The sequence below is a fragment of the Actinomadura atramentaria DSM 43919 genome, assembly GCF_000381885.1.
GTDB classification, from domain to species: Bacteria; Actinomycetota; Actinomycetes; order Streptosporangiales; family Streptosporangiaceae; genus Spirillospora; species Spirillospora atramentaria.
Map to the genome: position 1 here is coordinate 253,344 of NZ_KB907211.1, position 14,330 is coordinate 267,673.

General features: G+C 75.9%; 10 protein-coding genes. 5 read left to right on the plus strand and 5 right to left on the minus strand.

From position 1 onward, the window contains the following. Positions 1-123: 123 nt before the first annotated feature. Positions 124-705: a YbhB/YbcL family Raf kinase inhibitor-like protein gene (locus G339_RS0111645; protein ID WP_019631257.1), complete on the minus strand. Its 582-nt coding sequence runs from the start codon at positions 703-705 to the stop codon at positions 124-126. A gap of 396 nt (positions 706-1,101) precedes the next feature. Between G339_RS0111645 and G339_RS0111650 the strand changes: the two genes are divergently transcribed. Then, positions 1,102-2,463, plus strand: a complete 1,362-nt coding sequence (locus G339_RS0111650) for an NAD(P)/FAD-dependent oxidoreductase (RefSeq protein WP_026341360.1) — start codon at positions 1,102-1,104, stop codon at positions 2,461-2,463. Between the two features lie 93 nt (positions 2,464-2,556). Further along, positions 2,557-6,021 (plus strand): AfsR/SARP family transcriptional regulator, encoded by a 3,465-nt coding sequence (locus G339_RS33315; protein ID WP_019631259.1) that lies wholly within the window; start codon positions 2,557-2,559, stop codon positions 6,019-6,021. Between the two features lie 8 nt (positions 6,022-6,029). Here G339_RS33315 and G339_RS0111660 read toward each other — a convergent pair whose 3' ends face one another. Beyond that, positions 6,030-6,869 carry an ABC transporter permease gene (locus G339_RS0111660; protein ID WP_019631260.1) on the minus strand — a complete coding sequence of 280 codons (840 nt, stop codon included), beginning with the start codon at positions 6,867-6,869 and terminating at the stop codon, positions 6,030-6,032. Beyond that, entirely contained in the window at positions 6,866-7,843 is a 978-nt protein-coding gene (locus G339_RS33320) for a daunorubicin resistance protein DrrA family ABC transporter ATP-binding protein (protein ID WP_019631261.1), read from the minus strand. The genes G339_RS0111660 and G339_RS33320 overlap by 4 nt, the downstream gene beginning before the upstream one ends. A 157-nt stretch (positions 7,844-8,000) precedes the next feature. On the opposite strand from G339_RS33320, the gene G339_RS0111670 reads away from it, so the two are divergent. Together G339_RS0111670 and G339_RS0111675 are read left to right on the plus strand one after the other, a co-directional pair. After that, complete coding sequence (locus G339_RS0111670; RefSeq protein WP_019631262.1) at positions 8,001-8,564, plus strand: PH domain-containing protein; 564 nt, start codon at positions 8,001-8,003, stop codon at positions 8,562-8,564. Next, entirely contained in the window at positions 8,561-10,060 is a 1,500-nt protein-coding gene (locus tag G339_RS0111675) for a PH domain-containing protein (protein ID WP_019631263.1), read from the plus strand. Before G339_RS0111670 ends, G339_RS0111675 begins: the two co-directional genes overlap by 4 nt. A gap of 15 nt (positions 10,061-10,075) precedes the next feature. Here the strand turns inward: G339_RS0111675 and sepH are convergent, their stop codons facing one another. Continuing rightward, positions 10,076-11,527 (minus strand): septation protein SepH, encoded by a 1,452-nt coding sequence (gene sepH, locus G339_RS0111680; RefSeq protein ID WP_019631264.1) that lies wholly within the window; start codon positions 11,525-11,527, stop codon positions 10,076-10,078. A gap of 438 nt (positions 11,528-11,965) precedes the next feature. Between sepH and G339_RS0111685 the strand changes: the two genes are divergently transcribed. Then, a complete protein-coding gene (locus G339_RS0111685; RefSeq protein WP_019631265.1) occupies positions 11,966-12,892 on the plus strand; it encodes a RodZ family helix-turn-helix domain-containing protein in 927 nt (308 codons plus the stop codon). A 4-nt stretch (positions 12,893-12,896) separates the two neighbouring features. On the opposite strand, the gene G339_RS0111690 is transcribed toward G339_RS0111685, so the two are convergent. Continuing rightward, the gene (locus G339_RS0111690; RefSeq protein ID WP_019631266.1) at positions 12,897-14,207 is read right to left on the minus strand and encodes a D-arabinono-1,4-lactone oxidase; all 1,311 of its coding nucleotides are present in this window, start codon (positions 14,205-14,207) and stop codon (positions 12,897-12,899) included. Positions 14,208-14,330: the final 123 nt, after the last annotated feature.

The window sequence follows — 14,330 nt, forward strand, 5'->3', positions numbered from 1 at the left end:
ACCCTTCGCGCACATCTACCCTCATCTGGCGTGTTCCGCACGGCCGGTGCGGCCGGGCGGCGCTGGCTGTCGGCTCCCGTCCCCCGAGGGGATCGCGCGCGGGGCGGCCTCATCTGAACGCGCCTACCTGCCGCCGAGGTTCCCGGTGATCCTGCCCCGGGCGATGGTGTGCTCGGCGATGGCGGGCAGCGAGTCCTTGAGCTGCGCCCCGTTCGCGAACGGCGCGGGAGAGTTCAGGGCGTAGATGGTGAACCGGTACCGGTGCCGCTCGCCCTTCGGCGGGCACGGCGGCGCGTAGCCCACCTTCTTGCCGGTGTTGAGCCCCTCCACCGTCTTGTCGACATGGGTGCCCTCGACGAGTTCCTGCCGGTTGCCGTCGATGCCCGCGTACACCCAGTGGACGTACGCGCCGTCGCTGGCGTCCGGGTCGTCCATCACGATGGCGAACGAGCGGGTGCCGGTCGGCGCCCCGGACCACCGCAGCGGCGGGGTCTTGCCGAGGGAGTCGGAGCCAGAGTACGTCGCGCAGGCGAAGCGCGTGGGCAAGTCGCCGCCATCGCGGAACGCGGGGCTGGTGACGGTGAAGCCGTCGCCCAGCTCGACGCTGGAGTTCTCCGGGCGGCCGATCGTCCCGCAGCCGCTCAGCGCGGCGGCGAGCGCGAGCGCGCCCGCCGCGGCCAGGGCCGGGCGTCGGTCAATGCTCATGGTGCTTCGCTCCCGCGTGTTCGCCCGCCGGGGCGGGCGGTCCGCCCGGTCGCCCGGGCCGCCCGTTCGCGGCGGCGGAACGGCGCCGGCGCCGCCCCCTTCCTCGTCCGCCCCAACCATAGAGTGTGCGGCGGGGTGGGACGGGACTTGCGCGCGAGTTGCCCGCGCGTCGGCGGCCGCCTCCCGGATTCGTCGTGTGACGTTAATCATGCGTGTTTTGCTGCCAGATGCCCGGTTCTAGGGAAAAGAGTGGCGAAGTTCACGGCGCAGCATCGGTCCAGTTTTACCGAACGGAAAGATTTTGGCTTCTTTCGTGGCGGCCGGTTGGCGTTTGGTCCGTGCCATCGGCTAGCTTGTGAATGTCTTCACAAGCCGACCGTGACATAGGAGGCCGCAATGGCCAGGACCGCCGAGGGAACCCCTGGCGCTCCCCACATCCTCATCGTGGGTGGCGGCTATGTGGGCATGTACACCGCTCTGCGGCTGCAGAAGAAGCTGCGCCGCGAGCTGAAGCGGGGCGACGTCTCGATCACGGTCGTCGACCCCAACTCGTACATGACGTACCAGCCGTTCCTCCCCGAGGCCGCCGCGGGGAACGTCTCCCCGCGCCACGTCGTCGCGCCGCTGCGCCGCGTGCTGCCCCGCTGCACCGTCCGCAACGCCCGCGTGACCGAGCTGAACCACGACGAGCGATGGGCCATCGTGCAGCCGCTCGCCGGGCCTCCGGAGCGGATCTCCTACGACTACCTGGTCATGGCCGCCGGGTCGGTGTCCCGCACCCTCCCGATCCCCGGGCTGGCCGAGAACGGCATCGGCTTCAAGACCATCGGCGAGGCCATCCACCTGCGCAACCACGTCCTCGCGCAGCTCGAGATCGCCGAGTCCACCGACGACGAGGAGATCCGCCGCAAGGCGCTCACCTTCGTGTTCGTCGGCGGCGGCTTCGCGGGCGTCGAGGCGCTCGCCGAGCTGGAGGACATGGCCCGCGGCGCCGTCAAGTACATGCGCAAGGTCACCCCGCAGGACCTGCGGTTCGTCCTCGTCGAGGCCGCCGACCGCATCCTGCCCGAGGTCGGCCCCGACATGGGCCGCTGGACCGCCGAGCAGCTCCGCGGCCGCGGCATCGACGTCAAGCTCAAGACGTTCCTGCAGTCGGCCGTCGGCGGCGTGATCGAGTGCTCGGACGGCAGCAGCTTCCCGGCGGGCACCCTGGTCTGGACGGCGGGCGTCAAGGCGTCGCCGGTGGTGAAGAACTCCGACCTGCCGCTCAACGAGCGCGGCCAGGTCAAGGCCACCGAGTACCTGACGGTCGAGGGCGTCGTCCGCGCCTTCACCGCCGGGGACAACGCCGCCGTGCCCGACCTCACCCAGGACGGCATGTTCTGCGCCCCGAACGCGCAGCACGCCGTCCGGCAGTCGAAGGTGCTGGCCGACAACCTCGTCCGGGCGCTGCGCGGCAAGTCGCTCAAGCCGTACGTCCACAACAGCGTGGGCTCGGTCGCGGGCCTCGGCCTGCACAAGGGCGTCGCGAACACCTACGGGTTCAAGGTCAAGGGCTTCCCGGCCTGGATCATGCACCGCACGTACCACGTGTCGCGCGTCCCGACCTTCAACCGGAAGGTCCGCGTCCTCGCCGACTGGACGCTCGCGCTGTTCTTCAAGCGCGAGACCGTGTCGCTCGGCAGCATCGAGCAGCCGCGCGCCGAGTTCGAGCTGGCGGCGATGGCGGACGCCAAGCCGAAGGAGAAGGCGGCCTGACCGTCCTTCCTGGAGAACCGGAACGCTCCGGTGGCCGTGCGGCCGCCGGGGCGTTCCGGCGTCCGGGGGTCCGCGATGGGGGAGAATCGACCGGTGCGGATCGCGATCCTGGGGCCGCTGGAGGTCACGGCGGACGGCCGCCCCGTCGCGGTCGGCGGGGCGCGGCTGCGGGCGCTCGCGGCGCTGCTCGCGCTGGACGCCGGACGGCCCGTCGCGGCGTCCGCGCTGGTGGACGCGCTGTGGGGGGACGACGTCCCGGCCGCGGCGCCCGCCGCGCTGCAGTCCCTCGTCTCGCGGCTGCGCGCAGCGATCGGCCGCGATCTCATCCCGTCCGGGCCTGCCGGGTACCGGCTCGCGGTGCCGCCGGACGCGGTGGACGCGCACGTCTTCCAGGCCCGGCTCGCCGCCGCGCGCCGCGCCCCGTCCGCCGCCGACCGCGCCGCCGGACTGCGCGCCGCGCTCGCGCTGTGGCGCGGCCCCGCGCTGGCGGACGCGCTCGGCCGTCCCGCCGCCGACGCTCGCGCCGCGCGGCTGGAGGGCCTGCGCCGGGCCGCGCTGGACGAGCGCGCGGACGCCGACCTCGACCTCGGCCGGCACGCCGAGCTGATTCCCGAACTGCAGGCGCTCGCCGCCGCCGAACCGCTCCGGGAGCCGCTGCGCGCCCGGCTGATCCGCGCCCTGTACGGCGCGGGCCGCCAGGCCGAGGCGCTGGCCGAGTACGCGGCGCTGCGCCGCACCCTGGCCGACGAACTGGGCGTGGACCCGTCCCCGGAGCTGGCGTCCCTGCACGCCGCGCTGCTGCGCCAGGACCCGACCCTCAACGCCGCCTCCGGCCAGAGCGCCCCCACCCCGCCAAACGAAACCCACACCGCGCGGCCCGGGCCGTGGGAGGGCGGCGCCGCATGGGGCGGGGCGGCGGACGCCGATGGCGGGTCGGGCGGGGCGGTGGACGCCGGTGCTGGTCGGTGGGGGAATCTGCGGGCGCCGTTGACCAGTTTCGTCGGGCGGGACGTGGATCTGGAGCGGGTCGCGGCACTGCTGGCGGCCGGGCGGCTCGTCACGCTCACCGGGCCGGGCGGCGCGGGGAAGACGCGGCTGTCGCTGGAGGCGGGCGCGCGGGCGGCGGCGGGCGGGGCGTTCCCGCACGGCGTCTGGAGCGTGGAGCTCGCGCCCGTCGCGGACGCCGCCGAGGTGCCCGCCGCCGTCGCCGCCGCGCTGCGGCTGCGCGAGACCGTCTCCCACGGGCTGGCGCGCGAGCCGCTGCCCGCGCCGCCCGCCGCCGGACCGGGCGGGGCGGCCGATCCGCTGGACCGCGTCGTCCGCGCGCTGGCGGGCCGGCGGCTGCTGCTCGTCCTCGACAACTGCGAGCACCTGCTGGACGCGGCGGCGCGGCTGGCCGACCGCGTCCTGGCCGAGTGCCCTGGCGTAAGCGTCCTCGCGACGAGCCGGGAACCGCTGGGCATCACGGGCGAGGCGCTGTGGCCGGTCGGCCCGCTGGCCGTCCCGCCCGGCCCGGCGAACCCGGGCGCGAACCCCGGCGCGAACACGGACCCGGGCGCGGACGTGGCTGCGGACCCGAGCGCGGACGCGGACACGAGCGCGGGCGCGGGCGCGGCGCTCGCGTACCCGGCGGTCCGGCTGCTCGCCGAGCGCGCCGCCGCCGTCGCGCCCGGGTTCGCCGTCACGAGCGCGAACGCGGCGGACGTCCGGCGGATCTGCCGGGCGCTGGACGGCGTCCCGCTGGCGATCGAGCTGGCCGCCGCCCGGCTGCGGGCGCTCACCCCGGCGCAGGTCGCGGACCGCCTCGACGACCGGTTCCGCCTGCTGCGCGCGGGCAGCCGCACCGCGCTGCCCCGCCACCGGACGCTGCGCGCGGTCGTGGACTGGAGCTGGGACCTGCTGACCGGCCCGGAGCGCGCGCTGTGGCGGCGGCTCGCGGTCTTCCACGGCGGCGCGACGCCGGAGGCCGCCGAGCACGTCGGCGCGGGCGGCGAACTGGACGGCGCGGACGTCCTGGACGTCCTGACGGCCCTGGTCGACAAGTCCCTGCTCACCGTCGACACCGCGTCCGGCGCACCCCGCTACGGCATGCTGGAGACGATCCGCGCCTACGGCCTGGACCGCCTCGCCGAATCCGGCGAGGCCGACGCCGTCCGCCGCGCCCACGCCGACTTCTTCCTCGCCCTCGCCGAGGACGCCGCGCCGCACCTCACCCGCGCCGAGCAACTGGTCTGGCTGGACCGCCTCAGCGCCGACCACGACAACCTGAACGCCGCGCTGCGCCGCACGATCGCCGCCGGGGACGCCCCGCGCGCCCTGCGCTTCTGCGCCGCGCTCGGCTGGTACTGGTTCATGCGCGGCCGGATCGACGAGAGCCGCGAGCACACCGCGCAGGCGACGGCCCTGCCGGACGTCCCCCGCGACGAGACGACGGCCCGCGCCCTGGCCTACGCGGCGATCGTCCGGATCGACGGGGAGCACGCGTGGGAGGGCGTCGGCCTGCTCCGCGAGGCGCACGCGATCACCGCCGGGAACGCGGCGGGGCGGCCCGCGCACCCGGTGCTGCGGGTCGCCGCCGTGATCTGCGACCTGCTCGCGGACGGGTGGGACGAGTCCGCGCTGAACGTCCGGCGCGAGCCGATGGCGTCGCTGCGCGCCCTCCAGGACGACCCCGATCCGTGGGTGCGCGGCGTCGCGCACTTCGTGGAGGGGCAGCTCGGCCACAACTTCGGCCGCACCGAATCGCTCGAGGAGCACTTCGCGCGCTCGGAGCGGGCGTTCCGCGAGTCGGGCGACCGGTGGGGGCTGGCGTTCGCGCTCGACTCCCGCGCGGAGCTGCTGGGCCGCCGGGGCGCGCACGCCGCCGCCGTCCGCGTCCTGGAGGAGACGCTGGCGCTGCAGGACGCGCTCGGCGAGGGCCAGGGCTGGAACCCGCACTCGCGCGCGAAGCTGGCGAACGCGCTGTTCCTGTCGGGGCGGCGGGACCGCGCGGCGGACGTCCTGCGCACCGCGCACCGGCGGGCGGAGCGCGAGGGCTCGACGGAGAGCGTCGCGATCCTGACGTACCGGCTGGGCGAGCTGGCGCTGCGCCTCGGGCGGCCGGACGAGGCCCGCGCCCGGCTGGCGCGCGCCGAGGAACTGGCGGGCGAGCTGCCGGGCCCGCCGCAGTTCCGCGCGCTGGTGCAGACGACGCGCGGCCATCTGGACCTGGCGTCGGGCGCGGCCGACGCGGCACGCCGCCGCTTCGACGACGCGATCCGCGCGGCCGCGTCGTCGCTGGACCACCCGGTGATCGCGCACGTCCTCGGCGGGCAGGCCGCGCTGGCGCTGCACGACGGCGATCCCGAGCGCGCGGCGGACCTGCTCGGCGCGGCCGAGGCGCTGCGCGGCGCGCCGGACCTGGCGCTGGCCGACGTCACGGCCGTGGAGACGGCGGTCCGGGCCGCGCTCGGCCCGGACGCGTTCGCCGCCGCCCGCGCCCGGGGCGCGACCCGGACGCTGGCCGACGTCCTGGACCTGTTCGGCCTGCCGCGCCCCGACGCGGCCCCGCGCGGCTGATCCCGGCGTCACGCGGTCCGGCGGAACATCCGCAGCGACAGCGGCACGAACACCGCCGCGATGACCAGCCCCCACACCAGCGCGGTCAGCGCCGGGCCGCCGACCGGCAGCGACCCGGACGGGTCGCCCGGCGGGTGGCCGACGAGCAGCCCGCGCAGCGCGTCCACCAGCTTGGACACCGGGTTGTTGTCCATGACCACGCGCAGCCAGTGCGGGTACCGGTCCGAGACGGGGATGAACGCGTTGGACAGGAACGTCACCGGGAAGATCGTGGTGAACCCGAAGATCTGCACCTTCTCCGGCGAGTCCACGGCCAGCCCGATGAACACCGACGCCCAGGAGAACAGCACCGCGAACGCCAGCAGCATCAGGAACGCGGGGACGAGGTTCAGCCACGACGTCTCCACCCGGAACCCCAGCGCGATCCCGATGGCGAGCAGCACGGCCATCGACCACGCCTGCTTCACGGTGTCCGCGATGATCCGCCCGGCCAGCGGCGCGCTCCGCGCGATCGGCAGGCTGCGGAACCGGTCGAAGACGCCCTTGCCGACGTCGGTGTTGAGCCCCATCCCGATCGACAGCGAGGCGAACAGGGCGTTCTGGACGATGATGCCGGGGATCAGGATCGGCATGTACGCCGTGACGCTGCCCGCCATCGCGGGCCCGAACACGTACGCGAACAGCAGCACGAACATGATCGGCTGGATGCTGAGGTCGACCAGCTCCATCGGGTTGTGCTTGATCTGGACGAGGTTCCGCCAGGTCAGCGTCATGGTCTGGCGCAGCGCCTCGCCGGGCGCGACCCGGTTGGGCGCGGTCGCGGGCGCGGGTGCGGTCGCGGTCGTCATGCCGGAACCTCCTCGGTCTCCTGCTCGTCGGTCGCGGCGGTCTCCTCGGCGCGGTGGCCGGTCAGGGCGAGGAACACCTCGTCCAGGCTGGCCTTGCGCAGCGACATCTCGCCCACGGTGATCCCCGCGTCGTCCAGGCGGCGGACGACGGCGGTCAGCACGGCCGGGTCGGAGACGGGCGCGGACACCAGCGCCTCCCCGACCTCCGGCGCGGCCCCCGCCAGCTCCCCGACGATCCGCGCCACGGCCTCGCGGTCGGCCGCGCGCACCGGCGCGACCTCCAGCACCTGGCCGCCGACCTGCGCCTTCAACTGCTCGGGCGGCCCGTCGGCGATGACGCGGCCCCGGTCGATGACGACGAGGTCGTCCGCGAGCTGGTCCGCCTCCTCCAGGTACTGGGTGGTGAGCAGCACCGTGACACCGTCGCCGGTCAGCTCCCGGACGACGTCCCACAGGTCGCCGCGGCTGCGCGGGTCCAGGCCGGTGGTGGGCTCGTCCAGGAACAGCACGCGGGGCCGCGCGACCAGGCTCGCGGCCAGGTCGAGGCGGCGGCGCATCCCGCCCGAGTACGTCTTGGCGGCGCGCTCCCCGGCCTCGGTGAGCCGGAACCGGTCGAGCAGTTCGGCGGCCCGCGCCCGCGCGGCGCGCCGGGGCATCCCGACGAGCCGGCCGAGCAGCAGCAGGTTCTCGAACCCGGTCAGCATCTCGTCGACCCCGGCGTACTGGCCGGTCAGCCCGACGAGCCGCCGCACCCGGTGCGCCTCGGCGACGACGTCGTACCCGCCGACCTCCGCGCGGCCCGCCGTGGGCGCGGTCAGCGTCGCGAGGATTCTGGTGGTCGTCGTCTTGCCGGCGCCGTTGGGGCCGAGGACGCCGAGCACCGTCCCCGGCTCGGCGGCGAGCGAGACGCCGTCCAGCGCCAGCGTCTCGCCGAAGCGCTTCTCCAGGCCCTCGGCCCGGATCGCGTAGGGCATCCGTCCTCCTCACATCGCCGCGCGGCCCCTTCGCCGCGCGTGGCGATCAGTTTCCACGCCGCCACTGACAGTCTCCTCGCAGCCCGCTGGCAGCCCGCTGGCAGGACGGACGCGGCGCGCCGGGGCGTCCGGGGGCGGGCGACGTAGACTCGTCGGCGTGACGGCGGTTCGGGGCGCCCCGGCAGGCGACGGCGGGGACGCGCGCCCGGCGGCGCGGCTGCGCGCGCCCGCGCACCGGGTCTCCCGCCGCGCCATCGCCCACTGGGCCATCGAGTACCTGCTGGTCTTCGGCCCGGCGTTCGGGCTGGCGCTCGGCGTCGCGGCGTGGGCCGGGTCGGCGGGCTGGACGGGCGCGCCCGGCGCGGTGGCCGCGCACGCGGGCTGGCTGCCGGTCGCGGTCGGCGCGGCCGGGGTCCTCGCGGTGGGCGTCGCGCCCGTCTGGCGGTACCGCGTCCACCGGTGGGAGGTCAGCGCCGACGTCGTCTACACGCGCACCGGCTGGTTCGACCGCGAGTGGCTGCTGGTCCCGGTCGGCCGCATCCAGACGGTCGACGCCGGGCAGGGCTGGCTCGAACGGCTGCTCGGGCTGGCGACCGTCGAGATCAACACCGCGTCCCACACCGGGTCCTCGGAGCTGACCGGGCTGCCGGTCGGCGTCGCCACCCGGCTCGCCGAGGATCTCGCGCGCCGCGCCCACGACCTGCGCGACGACGCCACATGACGGTCCGGGCGGACGGCCGGCCGCCGGGGGAGCGCGAGCCCGGCGCGGCCCCGCCGCCCGCGCGGCAGCGGCTGCACCCGCTGACGTTCGTCGTCGGGGCCACCCGCGAGCTGCTGGCGCTGCTCGGCGCGGGGGCCGCCGGGCTGCTCGTCGGCGGCCTGTCCACGGCGTTCTACTTCACGCTCGTCGGCCTGGCGTTCGGGCTGGTCTTCCACGTCACGACGTGGGCGACGTTCACCTACAGCGTCGGGGAGGAGCGCGTCGAGCTGCGGCGCGCGCTGATCGGGCGGACGGTCACCAGCATCCCGCGCGACCGGGTGCGCGGCGTGGACGTCAGCGCGACGCTCGGGCACCGGCTGCTCGGGCTGGCCGTCGTCCGCATCGACGCGGGCGCGGACGGCGGCGAGGGCGAGCTGAACGCCGTGTCCCGCCGCGAGGCCGACCGGCTCCGCCGCGTCCTGCTGGCGCGCGCGCCCGTGGACGCCGCCGCCGCGCCGCCCGCCCGCGCCGTCCTCGCCCGGATGCGCCGCCGCTGGTTCCTGTACGCCCCGCTCAGCGGCGCGTACCTGTTCACGCCGTTCGCGCTCGCGGGCAGCGTCCTGGGGTTCCTCTACAACCTCGGGGACGACCTCGGGCTCGTCACCCGCGACCGCGTCGCCCGGCTCGGCCACGACGTCGCCGGGCTGCCGAGCGCCGCCGTCGTCGCCGCCGCGGTCGCGCTGCTGCTCGCGATGCCGATCGGGTCGGTGATCGTCTTCACGCTGTTCAACTGGGACTTCACCGTCACCGAGCGGGACGGGTCGCTGGTCGCCGAACGCGGCCTCGTCACGCGCCGCAGCGTCGCGCTGGAGCGCCGCCGCGTCCGGGGCGTCGAGCTGACCGACAACCCGTTCGAGCGCGCCGCGCGCGTCGCCCGCGTCGGGGCCCTGGTCACCGGGCTCGGGGACGCCGCGCACCGGGGGCGGCTGCTGCCCGCCGCGCCCCGCGCGTACGCGGCGGCCGTCGCGGCGGCGGTCGTCGGGCCGGTGCCGGGGCCGCTCGTCCCGCACCCGCCCGCCGCGCGGGTCCGCCGGATCGTGCGGGCCGCCGCGCCGCCGCTGGCGGTCGGGGCGGTCGCGGCGGCGGTCGGGCAGGGGCGGGTCGCGGTGCTGTGCGCGGTGCTGACCGTCCTCGCGGTGCCGCTCGGGCTGGACCGGTACCGGCAGCTCGGCCACGCCGCCGACGCGCACCGCTTCACGCTGCGGTCGGGGTCGCTGCTGCGCCGCCAGGTCGTCGTGGACCGGGGCGCGGTCGTCGGCTGGCGGGTCCGGCAGTCGCTGCTGCAGCGGCGCGTCGGCCTGGCCACGCTGGACGCCGCGGTGGGCGCGGGCGAGGGCGGCTACGCGGGCCTGGACATGGCCGCGCCGGACGCCGTCGCGTTCGCGGCGGGCATCACGCCCGCGTGGGTGGAGCCGTTCCTGGAGCCGGTGCCCCGCGCCGCCGGGCGCGGGGGCTGACGGTCGCTCGGGCCGCTACTCGGGGCGGCGCGCGCCGAACATGATCTCGTCCCAGGACGGGACGGACGCGCGCTTGCCCTTGGACTTGCGGCGGCCCCGCGCGGCGCGCTGCGCCGGGGTGTCGGCGGCGGCCGCGGCGACCGGCTTGTCGGACGCGGCGGGCATCGACGGCCGGGTGGTCGGCTTCTTCTTCTGCGCGGGCCGGGCGTGCTGCGGACGCGCCGGGGCGGGCACCCGCGGCGGCTCCTCGGGCAGCGACGGCTCCGCGCGCACGGGTTCCGGCGCGGGTGCCGGGGCGGGCACGGTCCCGGCGGCGGGCGCGCGCCGGGGCGCGGGCTTGGGCGCGGGCTTCGGCTCGGGCTCCGGTTCTTCCTCAGCCTCAGCCTCAGCCTCAGCCTCGGGCGCGGGCTCCGGCTCGACGGCCGCCTCGGGCTCAGGCTCAGGTTCGGGCTCGGGCGCGGCCTCGGGCTCGGGCTCGGGCGCCTCGGCGGCGGGCTCGGCGGCCGTCTCCTCGGCGTCCTCGGCCTCGTCCGCCGCGTCCTCGACGGGCGGCGCGGCCTCGGGCTCCGGCGCGTCCTCGGCGCTGATCTCGTCCGGCGCCTCGTCGGCGTCGGCGTCGGCCTCGGCGTCGGCCTCGTCCTCGGCCGCCTCGGGCAGCTCGCGGAACGCGGGCCGCGCGTCCACCATCCGCCCGTGGTCCACGATGAACTCCCCGGCCTCCCCGGCGTCCACCTCGGCCGGTGCCTCGACACGCGGCTCACCGCGGGTCTCGACACGGGTCTCGCCACGGGCCTCGACGCGGAACTCCGGCAGCCCCCGCGCGTCCGACACGACCGTCATCGTGGGCCGGCGCGGCACCAGCGGCGTGACGGTGTCGCCGGAGTCGTCGTCCCACTCGACGGCGGTGAGCCGCGCCGCGACCTCGTCCAGCGGCGACACGTGCCGCCGCCGCGGGTCGAACACCCACTCGGCGGCGTGCGGCCGCCCGCCCTCGAAGAACGACAGCCGGACGCGCCAGGTGCTGTCCTCGCACTTCCAGGAGTCCCACTCGGCCTCGTCGAGGTCGACGCCGCCGCGCGCCAGCCGCTCCTCGACGGTCTCGCCGAGCGCCGGGCCGGGCGCGGAGTCGCCGGGCCGCCGGACGGCGACGCGCTGCGCCTGCTGCGCCATGTACTCGCGCTCCTGCAGGACCGGCCCCTCGAACCAGCGGATGCGCTCGACCGGGATGCCCGCGGACTCGGCGATCTCCTCGGCGGTCTCGCCGGACCTGATCCGCGCCTGGATCTCCTTGGGTCGCAAGGGACTCTCCACTTCGATCTCGAACTGGCCGAGGCGGGAGAAGTGCCCCCGGACCGCCGCGCGCAGACGGTCGTCGACGGGCAGGGTGAACCGGGTGCCTCGGCCCGCGGTGGCCAGGACGAGGTACGTACCGTCCTCGCTGACCGCGACGAGGCGCAGCTCCTGCATGCGTGTCCTTCCTGCCCTGTCCTGACGGCACGGAGGGCGCCCGCCGGGCCCGCCGCCGCGAGCCCGTGCTCGCACCGGCCGGACCGCCCGGCCCCCACCGAGGGCGCATGCGTGCCCTTCCCCCGGATTCCCGAGTCTCTACTTCCGGACACGCCTGCTGCCAGCACCGTACCCGGCATGTCCGAACATCGCCGCTCTCGAAGTCCTCTTCCAACAGGCAGAAGGGGACGCCCGGCCAAGCTTGCCGGGGCCGGAGCCCCATCGGCGGCGCGCGACCCCTTTCTTGTCGGAACCTTTCCACCACTCTGCCGGAACCGTGGAGCGGACTCCAGCTCTTCCGGGTTGTCAAGGTCACGCCCGGGCATGGAACAGCCCGTTCGTCCCGTTAGTTCCAAATGACGGGGTCGTGTGAGTCAACCAGAATGGGGGAGTCCGTCCATGCCGCGCAAGCTGCCGGAGCTCAGCACCACCCAGCTCATCGCGAGCGGGGTGGCCACGCTGGGGGCCGCGGTCGGGGCGTCGTACCTCGGCGTCTACGGGACCATCGGCGGCGCGGCGTTCATGAGCGTCGCGTCCACCGCGGGCGGCATCGTCGCCAAGCACTACCTGGACCAGGGCAAGGAGCAGATCCGGGAGCGGGCGCACCTGATGTCGTCGGCGGTCTCCCGCGACGAGGTGGAGCGCGCGGCGGCCGAGGCGACGTCCGCGAGTCCCGTCCGGGCGGGCGCTCCCGCGCACACGCCGCGCCGGGCGGACGACCCGAACACGATCAACCTGGACCCGAACGCCACGCTCCTGGACCCGGGCGCGACCCGGATCGACACCCCACTCCCGTTCGGCGGCGACCCCGGCGCGACCCGGCTGGACGGCTCCGCGGCGGTCGCGGGCGACCTCGCCGCCGAGGCGGGCGACGCCGCGCGCCGCGCGTCCTGGCGCACCGCCCTCGGCGACACCGGCGCGTGGGCGCGCCGCCACTGGGGCAAGCTCGCCGCGTCCTCCGCCGCCGTGTTCGTCCTGGTGCTCGGCGCGATCAGCCTGTACGAGGTCGCGGCGGGCGCCGGCATCGGCCGGGGCGGCGGCCAGGGGCCGACGGTCGTGCGCGTGTTCGGCGGCGGGACGGCCGACAAGCCCGCCCAGCACCCGACCGCGCCCGCGACCGACGCGCCGGGCGAGACCCCGTCCACGACCCCGCCCGCGTCCCCGACGCCCGGCACGACCGCGCCGTCCGAGCAGCCGACGACGACCCCACCGAGCGAGCGCCCGACGACGACGCCGCCGAGCAGCACCCCGCCGAGCCAGACGCCGTCCTCGCCCGCCGAGACCGGCGGCCGGCAGGACGGCGGCGCGGCCACCCCCGACGAGTGACCGGTCAGTCCCCGAAGACCTGCCGCGTGTACGGGTTCGCGAACCGGCGCTCGGGGTCCAGCTCGTCGCGCAGCGCCAGGAAGTCCCCGAACTTCGGGTAGACGGTGCCGAGGTAGGCCGCGTCGCGGGTGTGCATCTTGCCCCAGTGCGGCCGCCCGCCGAGGGCGGTCAGCAGCTCCTCGACGCCCCGGAAGTACGCGTCGTGCGGGTCGCGGTGGTACACGTGGACGGCGATGAACGCGGTGGGCCGCCCGTAGGCCATCGACAGCCAGGCGTCCTCGGCGGGCAGCATCCGGACCTCGATGGGGAAGCTGATCCGCCAGTCCCGCCGGTCGAACAGCGCCCGCAGCTCCTTCAGCGCCGGGACCAGGTGCTCGCGCGGGATCGCGTACTCCTGCTCCTTGAACCGGACGGTCCGGGGGCTGGTGAACACCTTGTACGACGTGTCGGTGTACGTCCGCGCGCCGAGCGCCTTCGCGGAGATCCGGTTGATCACCGGCGCCGCGGCGGGCGCGAGGTGGGTGACGCGGTTGATCGCGCCGAAGACGGTGTTGGACAGGAACTGGTCGTCCAGCCAGTACTTGACGGCCGACAGCGGCTCGGCGGGGCCGTCCGCGCGGTTGTTGCGCTTGGTGCTGCATCCCTCGGTGTGGGGGAACCAGTAGAACTCGAAGTGCTCGTTGGCGGCGTCGAACTCGTCGATGCGGCCCAGCACCTCGTCCCACCGCATCGGCGCCTCCTCGGCGCGCAGCAGGAACGCCGGGACGGTCCGCCAGGTGATCGCCGTGACGACGCCGAGCGCGCCGAGCCCCGCGCGGGCCGCGTCGAACAGCTCGGGGCGCTCCTCGCGCGAGCACGTCGTGACGGTGCCGTCCGCGAGGACGAGTTCGAGCGCGTGGATCTGCGAGGCCAGCCCGGCGACGTCGCGGCCGGTGCCGTGCGTGGCGGTCTGGAGCGCGCCCGCGACCGTCTGCTCCTGGATGTCGCCCATGTTGGCGAGGGCCAGGCCGTGTTCGGCGAGGACGGCGTTCAGGCGGTGCAGCGGCAGCCCCGCCTCGACGGTGACCAGGCCGCGGGCGGTGTCCACGGAGCGGACGGCCGTCAGCCCCTGGGGCCGCAGCAGCACGCCCTCGGCGACGGCCGCGCCGGTGAAGGAGTGACCGGTGCCGGTCATGCGGACGGTGAGGCCGTCGTCGGCCGCCGCGCGGACCGCCTCGGCGACCTCGGCGGTGGTCCGCGGCGTCGTGACGCGGCGCGGGGTCGCGTGCTGGTTACCCGCCCAGTTCTGCCACTGGTGAGTGCTCACGGGGGACATGGGGCGATGCTACTCGTCCGGATGTACGTGAGGAAAGTTCATGTTTACTTTTTCTCGGAACCCGTCTCCGGCGTCGGCGGGGGCGGCCGGACACAAGGGATGATCGCGCCGGTTACTCTCATG

What these genes read in the sequence shown, in the direction of transcription:
- G339_RS0111645 (WP_019631257.1), bottom strand. Translation starts at nt 705, where the DNA reads ATGAGCATTGACCGACGCCCGGCCCTGGCCGCGGCGGGCGCGCTCGCG.
- G339_RS0111650 (WP_026341360.1), top strand. Translation starts at nt 1,102, where the DNA reads ATGGCCAGGACCGCCGAGGGAACCCCTGGCGCTCCCCACATCCTCATC.
- G339_RS0111660 (WP_019631260.1), bottom strand. Translation starts at nt 6,869, where the DNA reads ATGACGACCGCGACCGCACCCGCGCCCGCGACCGCGCCCAACCGGGTC.
- G339_RS33320 (WP_019631261.1), bottom strand. Translation starts at nt 7,843, where the DNA reads ATGCCCTACGCGATCCGGGCCGAGGGCCTGGAGAAGCGCTTCGGCGAG.
- G339_RS0111675 (WP_019631263.1), top strand. Translation starts at nt 8,561, where the DNA reads ATGACGGTCCGGGCGGACGGCCGGCCGCCGGGGGAGCGCGAGCCCGGC.
- sepH (WP_019631264.1), bottom strand. Translation starts at nt 11,527, where the DNA reads ATGCAGGAGCTGCGCCTCGTCGCGGTCAGCGAGGACGGTACGTACCTC.
- G339_RS0111685 (WP_019631265.1), top strand. Translation starts at nt 11,966, where the DNA reads ATGCCGCGCAAGCTGCCGGAGCTCAGCACCACCCAGCTCATCGCGAGC.
- G339_RS0111690 (WP_019631266.1), bottom strand. Translation starts at nt 14,207, where the DNA reads ATGTCCCCCGTGAGCACTCACCAGTGGCAGAACTGGGCGGGTAACCAG.